Source organism: Sphingomonas sp. MS122, assembly GCF_049532975.1.
In the GTDB taxonomy this organism is placed as follows: domain Bacteria; phylum Pseudomonadota; class Alphaproteobacteria; order Sphingomonadales; family Sphingomonadaceae; genus Sphingomonas.
Genome location: NZ_CP186695.1, coordinates 1905810 through 1923587, shown reverse-complemented (window position 1 = coordinate 1923587; position 17778 = coordinate 1905810). Strand labels below are relative to the sequence as shown.

At 68.9% G+C, this 17778-nt stretch carries 12 protein-coding genes; 9 read left to right on the top strand and 3 right to left on the bottom strand.

Going from position 1 to position 17778, the window contains the following annotated elements; genetic code table 11:
- Window positions 1–3: 3 nt before the first annotated feature.
- Window positions 4–1602, top strand: a complete 1599-nt coding sequence (locus ACO227_RS09120) for a family 43 glycosylhydrolase (protein ID WP_423607053.1) — start codon at window positions 4–6, stop codon at window positions 1600–1602.
- A gap of 234 nt (window positions 1603–1836) precedes the next feature.
- Here ACO227_RS09120 and ACO227_RS09115 read toward each other — a convergent pair whose 3' ends face one another.
- Window positions 1837–2607 carry an IclR family transcriptional regulator gene (locus ACO227_RS09115; protein WP_423607052.1) on the bottom strand — a complete coding sequence of 257 codons (771 nt, stop codon included), beginning with the start codon at window positions 2605–2607 and terminating at the stop codon, window positions 1837–1839.
- Window positions 2608–2850: 243 nt separating this feature from the next.
- On the opposite strand from ACO227_RS09115, the gene manD reads away from it, so the two are divergent.
- Window positions 2851–4059 carry a D-mannonate dehydratase ManD gene (manD, locus tag ACO227_RS09110; RefSeq protein WP_423607050.1) on the top strand — a complete coding sequence of 403 codons (1209 nt, stop codon included), beginning with the start codon at window positions 2851–2853 and terminating at the stop codon, window positions 4057–4059.
- An 82-nt stretch (window positions 4060–4141) separates the two neighbouring features.
- On the opposite strand, the gene ACO227_RS09105 is transcribed toward manD, so the two are convergent.
- A complete protein-coding gene (locus ACO227_RS09105) occupies window positions 4142–7207 on the bottom strand; it encodes a sugar-binding domain-containing protein (protein ID WP_423607048.1) in 3066 nt (1021 codons plus the stop codon).
- 120 nt (window positions 7208–7327) lie between these two features.
- On the opposite strand from ACO227_RS09105, the gene ACO227_RS09100 reads away from it, so the two are divergent.
- The 7 genes from ACO227_RS09100 to ACO227_RS09070 all read left to right on the top strand — a co-directional run bounded on the left by ACO227_RS09100 (window position 7328) and on the right by ACO227_RS09070 (window position 14690).
- Window positions 7328–8095, top strand: coding sequence for a FadR/GntR family transcriptional regulator (locus ACO227_RS09100; RefSeq protein WP_423607047.1), 768 nt, complete (start codon window positions 7328–7330; stop codon window positions 8093–8095).
- A gap of 52 nt (window positions 8096–8147) precedes the next feature.
- Window positions 8148–9368: a rhamnogalacturonan acetylesterase gene (locus ACO227_RS09095; protein ID WP_423607045.1), complete on the top strand. Its 1221-nt coding sequence runs from the start codon at window positions 8148–8150 to the stop codon at window positions 9366–9368.
- Complete coding sequence (locus ACO227_RS09090; protein WP_423607044.1) at window positions 9368–10327, top strand: alpha/beta hydrolase; 960 nt, start codon at window positions 9368–9370, stop codon at window positions 10325–10327. The genes ACO227_RS09095 and ACO227_RS09090 overlap by 1 nt, the downstream gene beginning before the upstream one ends.
- Window positions 10328–10438: 111 nt before the next feature.
- On the top strand, window positions 10439–10732 hold the full coding sequence (locus tag ACO227_RS09085; RefSeq protein WP_423607043.1) for an L-rhamnose mutarotase: 294 nt from the start codon (window positions 10439–10441) through the stop codon (window positions 10730–10732).
- Entirely contained in the window at window positions 10729–11940 is a 1212-nt protein-coding gene (locus ACO227_RS09080) for a glycosyl hydrolase 53 family protein (protein WP_423607042.1), read from the top strand. Before ACO227_RS09085 ends, ACO227_RS09080 begins: the two co-directional genes overlap by 4 nt.
- Window positions 11941–11982: 42 nt before the next feature.
- The gene (locus ACO227_RS09075; protein ID WP_423607040.1) at window positions 11983–13098 is read left to right on the top strand and encodes a glycoside hydrolase family 88/105 protein; all 1116 of its coding nucleotides are present in this window, start codon (window positions 11983–11985) and stop codon (window positions 13096–13098) included.
- Between the two features lie 65 nt (window positions 13099–13163).
- Entirely contained in the window at window positions 13164–14690 is a 1527-nt protein-coding gene (locus ACO227_RS09070; protein WP_423607039.1) for an MFS transporter, read from the top strand.
- A gap of 333 nt (window positions 14691–15023) precedes the next feature.
- Here the strand turns inward: ACO227_RS09070 and ACO227_RS09065 are convergent, their stop codons facing one another.
- Window positions 15024–17777 (bottom strand): Tat pathway signal sequence domain protein, encoded by a 2754-nt coding sequence (locus ACO227_RS09065; protein ID WP_423607037.1) that lies wholly within the window; start codon window positions 17775–17777, stop codon window positions 15024–15026.
- Window position 17778 lies beyond the last annotated feature (1 nt).

The following is a 17778-nucleotide window of genomic DNA, read 5'->3' as shown; positions in this document are numbered from 1 at the left end:
GGGATGCAACTGAACCGACGCGACATCATGAGCGCCGCGCTTGCCGGCGGCGGCACGCTTCTGACCCCCGCCGCCGCGGGCGCCCGCGCCGTCGCGCAGCAACCCGCGCCGGACTGGAAGCGCGGCTTCGACAATCAGCGCGTCCCCGATCTCGGCGACGGGCGCTTCCTCAACCCGCTGATGGCGGGCGACCATCCCGACCCGACGATCCTCAAGGACGGGAAGGACTATTACATGACCTTCTCGACCTTCGAATCCTATCCCGGCCTGGTCATCTGGCACTCGCGCGACCTGATCAACTGGCGCCCGATCAGCGCGGCGCTGACCACGAACATCGGCTCGGTGTGGGCGCCCGAACTCTGCAAGCACAACGGCCGCTATTATCTCTACATCCCGACCAAGAACCCGACGACCAACTGGGTGATCTGGGCCGACAGGATCGAGGGGCCGTGGAGCGAGCCGATCGATCTCAAGCTGCCCAACCACATCGATCCCGGCCACGCCGTGGGCGAGGACGGGTCGCGCTGGCTGTTCCTGTCGGGCGGCGACCGCGTGCGGCTGTCGGACGACGGCCTGTCGCGCATCGGCGAGCCCGAGCATGTCTACGACCCCTGGCGCTATCCCAGCGACTGGATCGTCGAGGGGTTCGCCCCCGAAGGCCCCAAGATCACGCGCCACAATGGCTGGTTCTACATGATCACCGCGGTCGGCGGCACCGCCGGCCCGCCGACCGGGCACATGGTGATCGCCGCGCGCTCGCGCTCGATCAACGGCCCGTGGGAGAATTGCCCGCACAACCCGCTGGTGCGCACGCGCTCGGCCGACGAAAAATGGTGGTCGCGCGGCCACGCCACGCTGGTCGAGGGGCCGGACGGCGGCTGGTGGGCGGTCTATCACGGCTTCGAGAACGGGTTCTGGACGCTCGGCCGCCAGACCCTGCTCGATCCGGTGGAGTGGACCGCCGAGGGCTGGTTCCGCATGAAGGGCGGCGACCTCTCGCAGCCGATCGCCAAGCCCCGGAGCGGCGAGAAGGCCGGGCCGCACGGCATGAAGCTGTCCGACGATTTCAAGACCCTCGCGCTCGGCACCAAGTGGAACTTCTTCAAGCCCGCCGCCGACGAGCGGTCGCGCGCCCGGGTCGAGAACGGCTCGCTGGCGCTCAAGGCGCGCGGCGCGGCGCCGTCGACCTCCTCGCCCCTGCTGCTGATCGCGGGCGACCCCGCCTATCGCTTCGAATGCGACATCGAGATCGCGCCGGGCGGCGTCGCCGGCCTGATCCTGTTCTACGACGAGAAGCTCTATTGCGGCCTCGGCTTCGACGAGCGCCGCTTCGTCACCCACCAGTACGGCATCGAGCGCGGCCGTCCGGCCAATCCGCACGGGCGGAAGATGCGGATGCGCGTCACCAACGACCGCCACATCGTGACCTACGACACGTCGAGCGACGGCGGAAAGACCTGGACCCGCTTCGACCGCGGCATGGAGGTGTCGGGCTACCACCACAATGTCCGCGGCGGCTTCCTGATGCTGCGCCCCGGCCTCTACTCGGCGGGCGAGGGCGGGGCGCGCTTCGCCAATTTCCGGTTCGAGGCGCTGGCCTGACGCGGAAGGTCGGATTCGGTTGTGCTGAACCCCCGGGGAGGAATCGACACTCGGTTTGAGCTGGTTCGCGAGCACCAAGCTCCACCGTCATCCCGGCCTTGTGCCGCGATCCACCATGCGGCCGGCGATGTCCTCTCGCCTCTTTTCCCGCGCTTGCGGCGCTGTGGACCCCGGCACAAGGCCGGCGTGACGGTGAGGAAAGGCCCAGCCGCGGCCTCCGGATGCCGACGGGCCTCAGCGGGTCGCGTGACCCAGCACCGCGCTCACGTCCGCCGCGGCGTTGCGCACGGGCACGATCAGGTTCTCGATCACCTCGTCGGTCAGATAGACCGACGCGCCCGCGATGCTCAGCGCGATCGCGATCTTGCCCTTGGAATCGCGGATCGGCGCGGCGACCGAGCGCACGCCGTCGCCGGCCTCGCTCTCGTGCGTGACGACCCCGCGCTTGGCATGCGCCTCGATCTCGCCGAGCCAGGCCTTGAGCCGCTTGGCGTCGGCGTCGGGGCGCGCGGCGCGGAACAGCCGCGTGAGCGTCTCGCTGTCCTCGTCGAGCAGCAGTGCCTTGCCGAGCCCGGTCTCGACGATGTGCCGGCGATCGCCCGGGGCGGTGGCGACGCGCAGCCGCTGGCGGCCGGTCACGCGCTCGAGGTGGCGCGACCAGTCGCCCTCGCGCTTGCCGATGAACACGCAATAGCCGGTCTGCTCGGACAGCGCCTCCATGTGCGGTCGGGCGAGGCGGACATAGTCGACCTGCTCGTGCGCCATCGTCCCGAGCTGGAGCAGCTTGGGGCCGAGCGAATAGCCGTCGGTGGTGATCGACAGATAGTCGCGCGTGCGCAGCGCCTGCACCAGCCGGTGCGTGGTCGATTTGGTGAGCGCGAGATTGCGGGCGAGGTCGGTGACCTTGACCGGCCCGTCGATCACCTGGTCGAGGATGTCGAGCCCGCGCATCAGCGTCTGAACGCCCTTGAGCCCGGCCGATGCCTCTTTCTCGTCTGCAACCATCCTCGTCCTGCCTCTGCCATTGTCCGGCGCGGTCGTGCGCCGGTTATCGCCGCCCGACCGGGCGGCACGTTGTGGAACATCCATTTCAATATATGGGATAAACCGCGCGAAATGCCATCGCTATTTATCGCGCCGAGCTGAAACGAGCGAGACTTCGCCTCCCGCCATTTGGCCTTACCAATATCATTGATATTGGCAAGGTAGCTGCTAAGCGTCGATCTCTCGTCAACTGGAACGCGCAACATGAAGATCATCGCCGCTCGAGTCATCGTCACCTGCCCCGGGCGCAATTTCGTGACTCTCAAGATCGAGACCGATCAGGGCGTCTACGGCATCGGCGACGCGACGCTCAACGGGCGCGAGCTCGCGGTGGTCTCCTATCTCGAGGATCATGTCGCGCCGTGCCTCATCGGCATGGACCCTCGGCGGATCGAGGATATCTGGCAATATCTCTACAAGGGCGCGTACTGGCGGCGCGGGCCCGTCACGATGCGCGCGATCGCCGCAGTCGACGTGGCGCTGTGGGACATCAAGGCCAAGATGGCGGGGATGCCGCTCTACCAGCTGCTCGGCGGGCGCAGCCGCGAGCGGGTGATGGTCTATGGCCATGCCAACGGCGCGGACATCGAGACGACGGTCGAGGCGGTCGGCCGCTATATCGACATGGGCTACAAGGCGATCCGCGCGCAGACCGGCGTGCCGGGGATCAAGGACGCATATGGCGTGGGCCGCGGCACCCTGTACTATGAGCCGGCCGACGCCGCGCTGCCCTCGGTTACCGGCTGGGACACGCGCAAGTCGCTCAACTATGTCCCCAAGCTGTTCGACAAGCTGCGCGCGACCTATGGCTTCGACCATCACCTGCTGCATGACGGTCACCACCGCTACACGCCGCAGGAAGCCGCCAATCTCGGCAAGATGCTCGAGCCCTACCAGCTCTTCTGGCTCGAGGACGTGACCCCGGCCGAGAACCAGGAAGCGTTCAAGCTGATCCGCCAGCACACCGTCACCCCGCTCGCGGTGGGCGAGATCTTCAATACGATCTGGGACGCCAAGGACCTGATCCAGAACCAGCTGATCGACTATATCCGCGCGACCATCGTCGGCGCGGGCGGGCTCACGCACCTGCGCCGCATCGCCGATCTCGCCAGCCTCTATCAGATCCGCACCGGCTGCCACGGCGCGACCGACCTGTCGCCGGTGACGATGGGCACCGCGCTGCACTTCGACACCTGGGTGCCGAACTTCGGCATCCAGGAATATATGCGCCATTCCGAGGAGACCGACGCCGTCTTCCCGCACGACTACCGCTTCGAGGACGGGCACCTGCACTGCGGCGAGACGCCCGGCCATGGCGTCGACATCGACGAGGCGCTCGCCGCCAAATATCCCTACAAGCCCGCCTATCTCCCCGTCGCGCGGCTCGAGGACGGGACGATGTGGAGCTGGTGAGCCGAAACCGCCGCTGAACCTGCTGCGCAAGGGCAGCTGACGACCCGGGCTTTGCCCTTGACCGTCAGCCGCCCCGCCCCCTTTACCGCTGTTTCCCGCCGCGCCCCGCGACCGGGCCGTGAAAGTCCGCCTCGACGATGCCGAGCCGCCAGCCCGGCGACACCTCGTTGGCGCCGGTGTCGCCCGCCTGGCGCGCGGTGCTGAGCTCTACGATGTTTCCGAAGGCGTCGCGATCGGCGCTTGGTCCGGTCTGGACGATCCGCAGCACGCGCCCGGTCGCCGGCGCGAAGGCGATGCCGACATAGCCGAGGCTCTTCTCGCTCGTGCCTTTCCACACAGGCTTGCCGTCGAGCAGGATGCGCAGCGGATAGGCCCGCGTGCGCCAGCCGACCAGCTTCAGCTCGACCTCGCTCAGCGTCACCGGCTTATCGAAGCGATACTCGATCCACGCCGTGTCGGGCTTGCCCGCGCTCGACCAGCGCGACAATTCGTTGTCGTCGATCGACTTCGCAGCTTCGGCGTCGTTGTCGCCCGCCACCACCTGCGCCGGCACATGGGTCGTGCGCGTCACGCGATAGGACGGCGTCGCCGGCGTCGGTCCGCGCACGAGCGATCCGCTCTGGTGCGCCTCGGGGAAATCGAGCGACAGCCCGCCCGACGGCGCCCTGGGCATCACCACCGGAATGATGAGCTCGGCAGGCTTCAGCCCCTCGGCCCTCGCAGTCACACGCACCGTGCCCGACTGCGTTCCGGCGCGGAGCAGCACGCGGTTGACGCCCGCCTCGACCGGCAGCTCGCGCGACAGGACGAAATTGTCCTCGGCGCGCGCGGTGCCCGGATGGCTGGTGGTGCCGGGGATCGATTCCTGCGCGACCGGCTTGTCCGGCCGCACCTTGCCGGTCGAATCGCCCTGCGCGATGCCGCCACGCCATTCGGCCGGCCCGGCGAGGTCGAACGAGACCTTGTTGTAAGCGGTCGGCACGCGCCGCCCCTTGGCGTCGACCACCTCGACATCGACCAGCGCGATGTCCGCCCCGTCCATCACGAAGCCGCGCGGCGACGTGCGCGGGGTCAGCTTGAGCGCGGCCGGTTCGCCGGTCGTCTCCAGCGTGAACTCCGACTTGCGGCCATCGGCGTGCGTCGCCACCGCGCGCAGCGTGCCGGGCTGCCACGCCAGCTTGGGCCAGGTGAACAGGAAGCCATGGCTGCGCGCGCCCCCGCCCAGCGAGCGGCCGTTCAGGAACAGCTCGACGCGCTCGCCGTTCGAGACCACCATCTGGTCCTTCACCGTGCCCGGCGCATAGTTCCAATGGCCGACGATATGCGTCGCGGGCTTCTCGGGATCGACCCAGCCGTTCCACATCACCTGATGCGCGTAGAAGCCCTGCTTGGGCAGCCGCACCGCATCGACCTCGCCGGAGCGGCGGTAATTGTTGTCGCCGCGGAAATGCGTGTTGCTGTCCGACCAGATGATGTTGACGCCGCCGGAGCTCACCCGCTTCCCGGTGCCGGGGCGCACGCGATAATAATCCCACCAGCGCCGCACGTCCTCGGCGGCGTGGCTGTCCTGGTTGCGGTTGTAATCGGGCGAATCCTTGTGGAAGGGCGGCGTGAACTCGTCCTGATAGGCGCGCGCGCCCTCGTCGCGGCTGTACTCCATCGCCCACATCGGAATGTCGCCGCTCTTGTTGATGTAGAGCATCTCGCCGCCATATTCGGCTTGCCTGCTGTCGAGCATCTCGCGCGAGCCGATCGCGCGGCCGCCCTTGGGGTCGTACTGGTCGCGGATCGCCTTCAGCTCGGCCATGTGCGCCTCGCTGATGCTCTCGTTGCCGCCTTCGTAGAACAGGATCGAGGGGTTGTTGCGGTTGTAGATGATCGCGTCGCGCATCACCTCCTTGCGCTGCTCCCAGCGGCGGCCCTCGACGTCATGTTCGGCGTCGCCCGCGGGCATCGCCTGGATGAGGCCGACGCGGTCGGCGGATTCGACGTCCTGCTTCGACGGCGCGATGTGCATCCAGCGCACCAGGTTGCCGCCGCTCTCGACCAGCAGCGCGTTGGAGAAGTCGCTGATCCAGGGCGGGATCGAGACGCCCACCGCGGGCCACTCGTTCGAAGTGCGCTGGGCATAGCCGTGCATCTGGATCACGCGGCCGTTGAGCTCGACCATGCCATCGGCGAATTTGGTCTGGCGGAAGCCGGTGATCGTGTCGACGCTGTCGATCGCCTTGCCGTCCTCGATCAGGCTGGTGGTGACGGTGTAGAGATAGCCATAGCCCCAGCTCCAGAAATTGAGGCCGGTCAGGCGCCGCGCCGCGGACAGGGTGCGCGTTTCCCCTGCCTTCATTACCGTCGGCGCACCGTCGAAGCTCGCGATGCGCCTGCCGTCGCGGTCGCGCAGCTCGACCCGCAGCGTCACGCGGCGGTCGGCGCCCGCCGCGCTGCGCACCTGCGTCTCGGCATGCACCGTCGCCGCGCGCCGCGCGATGTCGAACTGGTCGACCCAGACATATTGGCCGGTGGTGCCGAGCGCCGACCAGAGCGGCAGCGTCTGGTAGAGCGCTCCGGTCAAATGCAGCCGGACGTTCCTGGTGATGCCGCCGTAGTTGACGTTGAAGTTGCGGTCGTTCCACTGGAACCCGCTGCCGGTCGCGCGCTCCTTGTAGCGCCAGTCATTGTCGACGCGCACCGCGATCACATTCTCGCCCGGACGCAGCGCCGCGGTGATGTCGGCGCCGAACGCCATCGCGCCATGCTCGGACAGCACCACCGGCTTGCCGTTGACCCACACTTCGGCCGCCTGGCGCACGCCTTCGAACTCGAGGAACGCCCGGCGCCCCGCTTCCCCGGCAGGCAGCGTGATGCGCTTGCGGTACCAGGTGATGCCCGTCGAAAGCTCGCGGATGTCGCGCGCGAAGGCCTGTTTCTCGTTGAACGCGTTGGGCAGCGTCACGCGCTGCCAGCCGGCATCGTCGAACCCGGGCTGCTCGGCGCCCGCGACGTCCCCCCACACCGTCCGCCAGTCGGGGTTGAGATTGTAGGTCCGCCGGTCCGACGCGACCACGCGCGAGGCGTCATGCGCCAGCGCCCCGCCCGCCGGCGCCAGCACCGCGATCGCCAATATCCCGCCGGCCGCCAGACGCCGCATACACCCTCCCCGTTCACCAATTTTCCGCAATACGGAACAATGTCTCACATTGTTGACCAACCATCTTAAATTGGCAAGGCCAAATGGTCGAGCAGCTTTTCGCTTGTCTCGCCGCGGCCGGTGAGGGAAATTGCGGCGATGATGCCTGCCCAGAAACTCTATCAGCGGATCGCCGAGGACATCGCAGCCGCGATCGCCGAAGGCCGCTTCGCGCCCGGCGCGCGCCTGCCCAGCGAGCGCGACCTCGCCGAGGAATTCGCCGTCAGCCGCCCCACGATCCGCGAGGCGATGATCGCGCTCGAGATGCGCGGGCTGGTCGAGGCGCGCAAGGGATCGGGCATCTACGTGACCCAGGCGCCCCCGTCGCGCGAGGATGCGGAGGCCGAGCTCGATGTCGGCGCGTTCGAGCTGATCGAGGCGCGCACCCTGTTCGAGGGCGAGGCGGCGGCGCTCGCCGCGGCCTCGATCGACGCCGAGACGCTGACCGAGCTGCGCCACCTGCTTGAGGTGATGGAGCACGACGCCGACGCGCCCGAGGCGGTCGACGCCGACCGGCGCTTCCACCTCGCGATCGCCGCGGCGACCGGGAACACGCTGATCCGCTCCGCGATCGAGACGCTGTGGGACGTGCGCGAGCGCTCGCCCTTGTGCATCCGCATGTTCGCGCAGGCGCGCCGCGAAGGCGTGATGCCGCGCGTCGCCGAGCACCGGCTGATCCTCGAAGCGCTCGAGGCGCATGAGCCGCAGGCCGCGCGCGAGGCGATGCGGAGCCATTTGCGGCGCGTGACCACGGACCTGCTCGACGCCACCCGGCTCGAGCTGATGAAGCAGGCCGAGGCGGATTTCGACGCTCAGCGCAGCCGAGTCGTGGCCCGGACGGGCCTATGACCCGCGAATTGGCCTGACCAACTGACGCACCACCCTCGCAGAGCGGACCTCCATGAGATTGTTGATCGCCATGCTCACCTTGCCGCTCGCACTGCCCGCCGCCGCCCAGACCGCGCGCTTCGCGTTCGACCGAGCGGCCGAGGGCCATGTGCTGGTGGCGCCCGACGCCCGCTATGATGCGGCGCGCGGCTATGGCTGGGAGGATGCCGGGCGCTTCTCGGTCAAGCTGCCCGAGGGCAATTACCGGGTCACGCTCGTGCTCGGCGGCAAGCAGGCCGCGGAGACCACGGTCAAGGCCGAGGCACGGCGGTTGATGCTGGAGGCGGTGCGCACGCCCGCGGGCCGCACCGTCACACGCAGCTTCGTCGTCAATATCCGCACCCCGCAGCTGCCCCCGCCGCCCGAGAACGCCCCCGGCGGGACCGCCGTCCGCCTGCCCGAGGGCGAGGCCGGCACCGCGACCTGGGACGACAGGCTCACGCTCGAGTTTCTCGGCGCGTCGCGGCATGTCAGCCGCATCGCGATCGAGCCCGCGGACGTGCCGACCGTCTACCTCGTCGGGGATTCGACCGTCACCGACCAGCGCGCCGAGCCCGCGGCGAGCTGGGGGCAGATGCTTCCGCGCTTTCTCGACGACGGCGTCGCGGTCGCCAACCACGCCAAGTCGGGCGAGACGCTCAAATCCTTCCTCACCGGCCTGCGGCTCGACAAGGCCCTGTCACGCATGCGCAAGGGCGACGTGCTGCTGATCCAGTTCGGGCACAACGACCAGAAGGCGCAATGGCCCCAGACCTACGCCGATCCGGTCCGCACCTTCCCCGCCTGGCTGCGCGCCTATGTCGCCGAGGCGCGGCGGCGCGGCGCGACGCCGGTGCTGGTCACCTCGCCCGAGCGGCGCAATTTCGACGATGCGGGCCGGATCAAGCCGAGCCATGGCGACTATCCCGACGCCGTGCGCCGCGTCGCGCGCGAGGATGGCGTCGCGCTGATCGACCTCACGCCGATGAGCGTGACCTTCTACGAAGCGCTCGGCCCGGCGCGCGCGCCGCTCGCCTTCAACGACGGCGGCAAGGACAGGACGCACCACAACAATTACGGCGCCTATGAGCTCGCGCATATGGTCGCGTCGCAGCTCGGCGCCGCGGTGCCGGCGATCGCGCAACACGTCGTGCCCGAAGCACGAAGCTACGATCCGGCACGCCCGCTTGCGCCCGAGCAGTTCGCGCTGCCCGCAAGCGGCTTGCGCAGCGACCGCCGCCCGGAGGGGAATTGATGATCAACCGCCGCAACCTGCTCGCCGCCGGATCCGCCGGCGCCGCGCTTCCCGTTCTGGCCCGGACCGCGGAGCCCGTCCTGGCGCCGGCGCGGATCGTTCCGATCTGGCCGGGCCGCGCGCCGGGCGGCGAGAAGGTGACCGTGCAGCAGCGCGCCGTGCCGCGCAGCGCCACCTCCGGCCCGGAGGACGTCGCCTGGTACGGCGTGACCCAGCCGACGCTCGGCATCGTCCGGCCAGCCAGGCCCAACGGCTATGCGCTGCTGATGGCGCCCGGCGGCGGCTATGAGCGCGTCGCCTCCGCGCGGGGCGGCGGCGGCATGGCGCGCTTCCTCGCCAGCCGCGGCTTCCTCGTCGGCACCTTAATCTACCGCCTGCCCTATGACGGCTGGACGGCCGGGCCCGACGCGCCCTTCCAGGATGCGCAGCGCGCCTTCCGCCTGCTCGCGCGCGAGGCCGGGCCCGGGGTCAAGACCGGGGTGATCGGCTTCTCGGCGGGCGGCCATGTCGCCGGAACGCTCGCCAGCCGTTTCGCCGAGACCAGCTACGCGCCGCTCGACGCGCTCGACCGGACGTCCGCCCGCCCCGCCTTTGCCGGCATGTTCTTTCCCGTGGTCACGATGACCGCGCCCTATGCTCATGGCCCGTCGCGCCGCAACCTGATCGGCCAGGACCAGGCGCCCGAACGCATCGCGCGCTGGTCGGTCGAGCAGAACATCCCCGCCGACATGCCGCCCAGCTTCGTCACCGTCGCGGCCGACGACCGCACCGTGCCCGCCGAGAACAGCCTGATGCTCTTCTCCGCCCTGCGCGCGAGGAGGGTGCCGAGCGCGCTCCACGTGTTCGACGTCGGTGGCCACGGATTCGGCAAGCCCGGCGACCCCACCGGCCCCGGCCATTTCTGGCCCGACCTGTTCGAGGACTGGCTGCGGCGCCAGAAGCTCGATCCGATCTCATAATACGGGATCAACTCTCAAAATATGACTGTTCAAGCCTCGTCCCGTGCGGCATAGGGATAGGGGCAAAGGGGACAGGAGAGCCAGATGGAGCCGGAGACGCTTGCGTTTCGCATGCAGCTCAAGCCAGGCATGGCGGCGGAGTATCGCCGCCGGCACGACGAGATCTGGCCGGAGCTCGCCACGCTGCTCACCGGCGCCGGGATCAGCGACTACCACATCTTCCTCGATCCCGAGAGCGGCGCGCTGTTCGCGACGCTGAAGCTCGCAGCGGACAACCGGCGCGACACGCTGCCCGACCATCCCGTGATGCGGCGCTGGTGGGATCACATGGCCGACATCATGGAGGTCGAGCCCGGCAACCGGCCGCGCGAATGGCCGCTCGAGCCGATGTTCCATCTCGCATGAACCCACGCCGCCACCCGAGCGGACTGACGCGGCGCGGCTTCGGCGCGGCGGTGGCGGGCGCGACGCTCGCCGCCGGCGTCTCCGCGCGCGCGGCGTCGGGCAAGCGGCCCCGGCCCTATCTGATCGGCGCCGATGTCACCTGGGTGCCCGAGGACGAGGCCGCCGGGGCGCGCTATTTCGAGAATGGCGAGCCGAAGGATCCGCTCTCGATCCTCAAGGGCGCGGGGTTCAACGCGATCAAGCTGCGCACCTTCGTCGACCCGGCCAACGGCTATTCGAAGGGCAAGCCGGGCGGCCCCTGGGGCAGCGTCGATTCGACGGTCGCCCTTGCGCGGCGCGTCCGCGCCGCGGGCATGCACCTGTCGCTCACGCTCCACTATTCGGACAATTGGGCCGATCCGCAGAAACAGGCCAAGCCCGCCGCCTGGGCCGAGCTGCCCTTCCCCAGGCTGGTCGACGCCGTCCACCGCCACACCGGCGAGGTGCTCGCGGCGATGAAGGCGGCCGGGGTCGCGCCCGATCTCGTCGTCCTCGGCAACGAGACCACCTTCGGCATGCTGTGGCCCGACGGCCGCGTGCCGCTGACCATCCCCACCGGCAACCCGGTGACCGACAAGGAACATGTGTCGGCGCCCGGCGCGGGCGGCTACGACCGGTTCGCCCCGCTGCTCAAGGCCGGCATCGCCGCGGCGCGCGCGCAGCTTCCCGGCGTGCCGGTGGCGCTGCACAACCATCTCGGACGGCATTGGGAGATCGTCCGCCACTGGACCGACAGCCTGATCGAACGCGGCGTGCGCTTCGACGCGCTCGGCTTCTCCTGCTACCAGCAGGCGGCGCAGGGCGACTGGGCGCGCACCTTTCGCGAATTCGGCCGCCGCTATCCCGATCTCGGCTTCCTCGCGCTCGAATATTCGTCGCGCAAGCGCTACCTCAACGATCTCGTCCACGCCCATCCCAATGGCTGGGGCAGCTATATCTGGGAGCCGACGCGCCACCAGGAAGCGATCTTCCGCAAGGACGGGGCGAGCGCCGGCGAAGGCCCCCGTCCCGACCTGCTCGCGCAGGGCCTCAACGCCGCCGAGGCGCCCGGCGCGACGCCTGGGCCGCCCGCCCCGCGGCGGCGCGACCCTGGCGGCCGCTACGACGCCGATCCCGAATTCCTCGATCTCTATCGCCGCATGGCGCGAGACTATGGGGTGCTGACATGAACCGCGCGCATTCGATCCGCGCAACCGAACAGGAGAAGTTGAGTGGCCGCCCTGAATCATGACGTCGCCCGCCTGGAGGTGACGTCGAAGATCGACCTGCTGATGGACAATCTCGTCAACATCAAGGACGAGACCGGCGAATTCCTGCTGCACCTGGAGGACGGCCGGATCATCGACACCAAGGGCTGGGCCGGCTGGGAATGGACCCACGGCGTCGGCCTGTTCGGCATGTGGCGCTATTACGAGCAGACCGGCGACCAGAAGGCGCTCGGCATCATCAAGCAATGGTTCGCCGACCGCTTCGCCGAGGGCCAGACGACCAAGAACATCAACACCGTCGCGCCGTTCATCACCCTCGCCTATCTCCACGAGCGCGAGCCCGATCCCGCCAACATCCCCTATCTCGACGAATGGGCGGAATGGCTGATGGCGCCCGACGGGCTGCCCAAGACCGAGGACGGCGGGTTCCAGCACATCGTCTACAATGACGAGAATCCCGGCGAGCTGTGGGACGACACGCTGATGATGTCGGTGCTCCCGCTCGCCAAGATCGGCCTGCTGCTCGACCGCCCGCATTATGTCGAGGAGGCCAAGCGCCAGTTCCTCGTCCACATCAAATATCTCTTCGACAAGAAGACGGGCCTGTGGTTCCACGGCTGGGACTTCAACGGCCGCCACAATTTCGCGGAGGCGCTGTGGGCGCGCGGCAATTGCTGGGTGACGATCGCGATCCCCGAGATCATCGAGATCCTCGACCTGCCCGAGGGCGACGCGCTGCGCATCTTCCTGATCGACACGCTCGCGGCGCAGGTGAAGACGCTGGCCGAGACGCAGGACGCGGAGTCGGGCCTGTGGCACACGCTGATCGTCGACCCGACCAGCTATCTCGAGGCGTCGGCGACCGCGGGCTTCGCCTACGGCATCCTGAAGGCGGTGCGGAAAGGCTATCTCCCGGCCGAATACAAGCCGGTCGGGATCAAGGCGATCCAGGGCGTGCTCGCCAATATCGACGAGACCGGCGAGCTCAAGCAGGTCTCGTTCGGCACCGCGATGGGCGACACGCTGCAATTCTACAAGGACATCCCGCTCACCTCGATGCCCTATGGCCAGAGCCTCGCGGTGCTGGCGCTCGCCGAGTTCCTTCGCATCTGCGACTGACCTGATTGCCGCCGCCGCGCGCCCGGCAGAGGCGCGGGCGGCCCGTTGCTCGAAGAGGATATGATATGGCCATCACCGGCGCCTTCGCCGCCACCGGCACCCGCCCGGTCCGCTGGTACAATTACGCCGCCTATGGCGCCAACGACGTCCTCGGTGCCGGCTCGATGGCGGTCATCAGCGGCTGGGTGCTGTTCTTCTACACCACCTTCTGCGGGCTCGAGGCGTGGGAAGCGGGCCTGATCTTCACCGTCGCGCGCGTGCTCGATGCGATCGCCTCGCCGATCATCGGCCATGTCTCGGACAATATGGGGAACAGCTGGCTCGGGCGGAAATTCGGGCGGCGGCGCTTCTTCATCCTCGCCGCGATTCCCTTGCTGCCCTCGTTCGCGATCATGTGGATCGCGGGGCAGGGCTTCTGGTTCTACCTCGTCACCTATGTCCTGTTCGAGCTGGTCTACGCGATGGAGATCATCCCGTACGAGACGCTCGCGGCGGAGATGGGCAAGGACTACCGGACCAAGGCCAAGTTCGCCGGCATCCGCATCCTCTTCGCCCAGGCGAGCGCGATTCTCGCCGGCTTCCTGCCCGCGATGCTGATCGAATCGCTCGGCAAGGACAGCGCCGACACCTTCCTCTACATGGGCATCCTCTTCTCGATCCTGTTCATGATCACCGCGGCCCTGCTGTTCCTGCTGAGCTGGGAGCGGCCGCCGTCTGAGGTCGCGGCGCTGCGCCCGCCGGGCGAGGCGAGGCCCAGCCTCGGCGCGGCGATCAAGGCGCTCTACCGCAACCTCTTCTCGACGTTGCGCATCCGCGCCTTCCGCCTGCATCTCGGCATGTATCTCGGCGGCTATATCAGCCAGGACGTGTTCAACGCCGCCTTCACCTTCTTCGTGGTGTTCGCGCTGGCGGGGTCGATCACCATCGCCTCTTCGCTGCTCGGCACGATGTACATCGTCCAGTTCGTCGCGGTGATGATCGCGATCAACCTCGCGCTGCGCTCCTCGCCCGCGCGCGCCTATCAGCTCGCCGCGATCAGCTTCGCGATCGGCGTGGTCACCCTGCTGGTGATGTGGAACATGGGCGTGCGCTCGGGTGACTGGCTGCTGTGGGTGCCGATCGTCTTTGCCGGGCTCGGCCGCGGCGCGCTCAACTACATCCCCTGGGCGACCTACAACTACATGGCGGATGTCGACGAGATCGTCACCGGCCGCCGCCGCGAAGGCGCCTTCGCCGGCGTCATGACCTTCGTGCGCAAGCTCACCCAATCCGCCGCGGTCGCCGGGGTCACCGCGATCATGAGCGCGGGCGGCTTCGTCTCGGGCGCCAAGGTGCAGAGCGAGGGCGCGATCCTCACCCTCGCGCTCGTGCTCGGCATCGGCACGATCGGCATGCTGCTCTTCGGCATCCTCGTCTCCAGCCGCTTCAAGCTCAATTCGGCGACGCACGACGTGCTGATGGACGAGATCGACCGGCTCAAGCGCGGCGAGACGGGCATTTCGCCCGAGAACCGCGCGATCGTCGAGAACCTTTCGGGCTGGCGCTACGAGCAGCTGTGGGGGAACAATCCGGTCGCGGGCCAGCGCGGCTGAGCGCCGGGGGCGGCATGTTCGAGTGTCGATACCACCCGGAACGATCGGCAACGGCTTCGCCCCCTTTCGCCTCCGCGCCGTCCAATGGCGGCGGCGCGCCTCGTCCGCTCGGGATTCGCCCTTTTCCCGCGTCCTCACCGGAAAGGTGAAATCCGCTCGGCGGAAAAGCCAACATGTTGTGCTACATGTTCCACTTTCCACCCGTGCAGGCCGACCCTGCCCGGATCGGAAACCGCGCATTCCCGCCGCTTTCACGCATTTCACGTGAAACCTATTTGGTTATATTCTCGACATCAGCTCTGAAGGCTTTGGAAAGCTGAAACGCGGTTCGCCTCAGCTCCCCGCCGCGAACACGGCTTCCGCCGCCTCGCCCGCCAGCGCCAGGTTCTGGATCGCCGCCAGCCCCCATTGCGCGGTGCCGTTGGTCGAGACCGGGGCCTCGTCCACCGGCTTGAGTACCGCCGGCCCCGTGATCTTCCTCGCCCGCGCGGCGAGGCCCAGATCGAGCCCGGCATCGCCCGAGAAGAATTCCTGCCACGCCCGTTTCGCCAGCGCCGGATCGGACAGGTGCTTGGCGGCGAAGGCGGTGAGCCGCGAATGGCCCTGCCGCAAATTGCGCCCGCGCGCCGGCGCGCCGATCATCGCGGTGAACTGCGCCGCCGGCGCGTTGTAGGCGACGCAATAGTCGAGCCACGCCTTCTCGTACGCCGGCACGTCGAACAGGTCGAACAGCTCCGAATTGATCTCGAGCGCGCCGAACACCGAATTGAGATGGCTGATGCTCACCTTGTCGCCTGGCCCGGTGAAGCGCCCGGTGGCGAGGTCGAAATTGGCGCCGGCCGCGAACCAGCCCTTGGGCAGCGCGCCGATCGAGGTCATGCCGGCGAGGATGCGGTCGCGCCACCTTTTGTCGCCGGTGCGCTCCCATTCGGTCAGCCACGCGCCGACCAGCGAGCACCAGCTCGTCCCGAACGACATCGAGACCTCGCCCGGCTTCGGCTTTGAATCGACCGTCGCGCCATTGCCCGGTTCGGCACTGGAACGCGCACCGACCTTGCGCCCGATGTCGACGGTGACCAGCGCGCCGTCGCTGTCGAGCAGGTCGCGGATCAGGTCGCCCACCCGCTCGTCGGCGGTGAGATAGTAATAGATGCGCCGGTAGATCGCGTTGGACACGCGCGGCTGCTTCGAGCTGTCGCCCCAATGCTGCACCGCGTGGCGCGTGCCCAGACCCTTGAAGCGGCCGAGATGATAGACGTCGACCTCGCCGGTGTGGCGCGTCATCGCCTCGGCGAAGCGGAACACCTGCGCGTCGCCCGAGCGCAGGAAGCTGTACCACAGCCACAGGTCGGGCGAGAGCTCGCTATTGTCCCAGGCGAAGCCGCCGATGTCGTAGCGCCAGACATGGCGGTCGGCGTCATAGCTGTGCATGACGTCGCCATAGTTCCAGAAGCCGTACCAGCGGCGCTGCTCCACCTGCTCGCGATAGAAGCGCAGCAGGAAGTCGTTCTGTTCCTCGATCGCGCGCTTGGCCGGGGTCGAGCGGTCGGGCAGGCTCCAGTCGCCGAACACGCCCGCGGCGTGGAGATGCGCCGGCGTCGCCATCAATCGCGGCGGCCTGGCGACCGTCGCGGCCATCGCCGCGAAGGTCTCGCGCGCGGGAGTCGCGGCGAGCGCCCACAAGGTGAACTCGGTCGTGCGCGCGATGCCGTGCGGGGTGCCCCAGCCCTTCTCGTAATCCTCGTAGGTGATGTCGAGGCCTTCATTCTCGGCGGCATGGTCGTTCATCCCCATGCCGTCGTGATAGAAGCGCAGGTCCATCGCCGGGGCGCTGGGCGAGTGATGCCAGAGGGTGAAGCTCGCGGCGTCGCTGTGCGCGTCGCGGATGTCGAGCCGCACCGGGCAGCGCTGCCAGAAGTCGCCGAGGCCGAACGCCACGCCGCCCGAGGGGCCGCCGACGAACCCGAGCCCGTTGGCGCGTCCGCCGCTGTCGGCGTCGATCCAGCCATGCCCCGGCTTGGTGCGCTTGGTGATCGCGAAGCCGTCGGAATTGGGCTGCGACAGCGTGAAATCGCCCCATTGCGGGACGTATTTGAGGCCGCTGCGCACCGGGCCGGCCATCTGCTCGACCGGCGGCACCTTGAGCCCGGCGACCTGCGCATCGCGGAACGGCCGACCCGGATCGCGGCGCAGTCCGGTGAGCGGCTGCACCGCCTCGCCCCACACCCCGTCGCCGGCGCCGGCGAAGCGGACATGGCGGTCATAGGGCAGGTCGCGCATCGGCACCGCGCCGGTGAGGCCGAGGCCGCGGATGAAGTCCCGGGTCTCGTCGCCGTCGAAGATGAAGCTGTGGACGATGCGCACCGCGTCCGACCCGGCGTAGAAATAGAGGCGCATCGAGAAGGGCAGCCACTCGCGCCCGTCCCCGGCGTGCACGCCCTCGACGCGGACCACCGCGCGCACCGGCCCGCGCTGCTCGACCGTGGCGCGGGTGACGCGGCCGCGATAGCCGCGCGTCGTCACGGTCTCCGCGCCGTCGCCGTCGGGCCGGTCCTGCGCGGTCGCGGCGAGGCCGACGTCGCGGAGGATCTCGGTGTCGCCGCGGTGGGCGGCGCGAATGATGTTCTCCCCGCTTTTGGCGATCCGCCAGCGCACCGGGCCGGTCGAGACTTCGATCGCATCGCCCTGCTCGGTCACGCGTACCGTCTCGGCAGGGGCGGCGGGCTTGCCGGGACCGAGCCGCGCGTTCGCGCCGGGCGTCACCGCCGGGGGAACCGCATGCGCGGTCCACTTGATCGAGCCGTCGGGCCAGGTCGCGGTGGTCCAGCTCTGCACCGGCAGCGCGCGGCCGTCGCCGTCGCGCAGCGCGAAGGTCGCGGCGGCGCGCTTGGTCCCGCGCGGCCACGGCACGCCCCAGGTCAGGCCCTCATGCCGCGCGGGCGGCGCGCCGTCGAGCCAGCGGACCGGCGCATCGACCAGCGCCGGCACGGGCCGCCTGACCTTCGCCTGCGCGCCGCCGAGCGGCACGCCGAGGACCGCGCCGCCCAATGCCGTCCGCGCCATGAACGCTCGCCTGCTGACCGTCATC

Coding starts and splice junctions, on each gene's coding strand:
- ACO227_RS09120 (WP_423607053.1), top strand. CDS start 4: ATGCAACTGAACCGACGCGACATCATGAGCGCCGCGCTTGCCGGCGGC.
- ACO227_RS09115 (WP_423607052.1), bottom strand. CDS start 2,607: ATGGTTGCAGACGAGAAAGAGGCATCGGCCGGGCTCAAGGGCGTTCAG.
- manD (WP_423607050.1), top strand. CDS start 2,851: ATGAAGATCATCGCCGCTCGAGTCATCGTCACCTGCCCCGGGCGCAAT.
- ACO227_RS09105 (WP_423607048.1), bottom strand. CDS start 7,207: ATGCGGCGTCTGGCGGCCGGCGGGATATTGGCGATCGCGGTGCTGGCG.
- ACO227_RS09095 (WP_423607045.1), top strand. CDS start 8,148: ATGAGATTGTTGATCGCCATGCTCACCTTGCCGCTCGCACTGCCCGCC.
- ACO227_RS09090 (WP_423607044.1), top strand. CDS start 9,368: ATGATCAACCGCCGCAACCTGCTCGCCGCCGGATCCGCCGGCGCCGCG.
- ACO227_RS09085 (WP_423607043.1), top strand. CDS start 10,439: ATGCAGCTCAAGCCAGGCATGGCGGCGGAGTATCGCCGCCGGCACGAC.
- ACO227_RS09080 (WP_423607042.1), top strand. CDS start 10,729: ATGAACCCACGCCGCCACCCGAGCGGACTGACGCGGCGCGGCTTCGGC.
- ACO227_RS09070 (WP_423607039.1), top strand. CDS start 13,164: ATGGCCATCACCGGCGCCTTCGCCGCCACCGGCACCCGCCCGGTCCGC.
- ACO227_RS09065 (WP_423607037.1), bottom strand. CDS start 17,777: ATGACGGTCAGCAGGCGAGCGTTCATGGCGCGGACGGCATTGGGCGGC.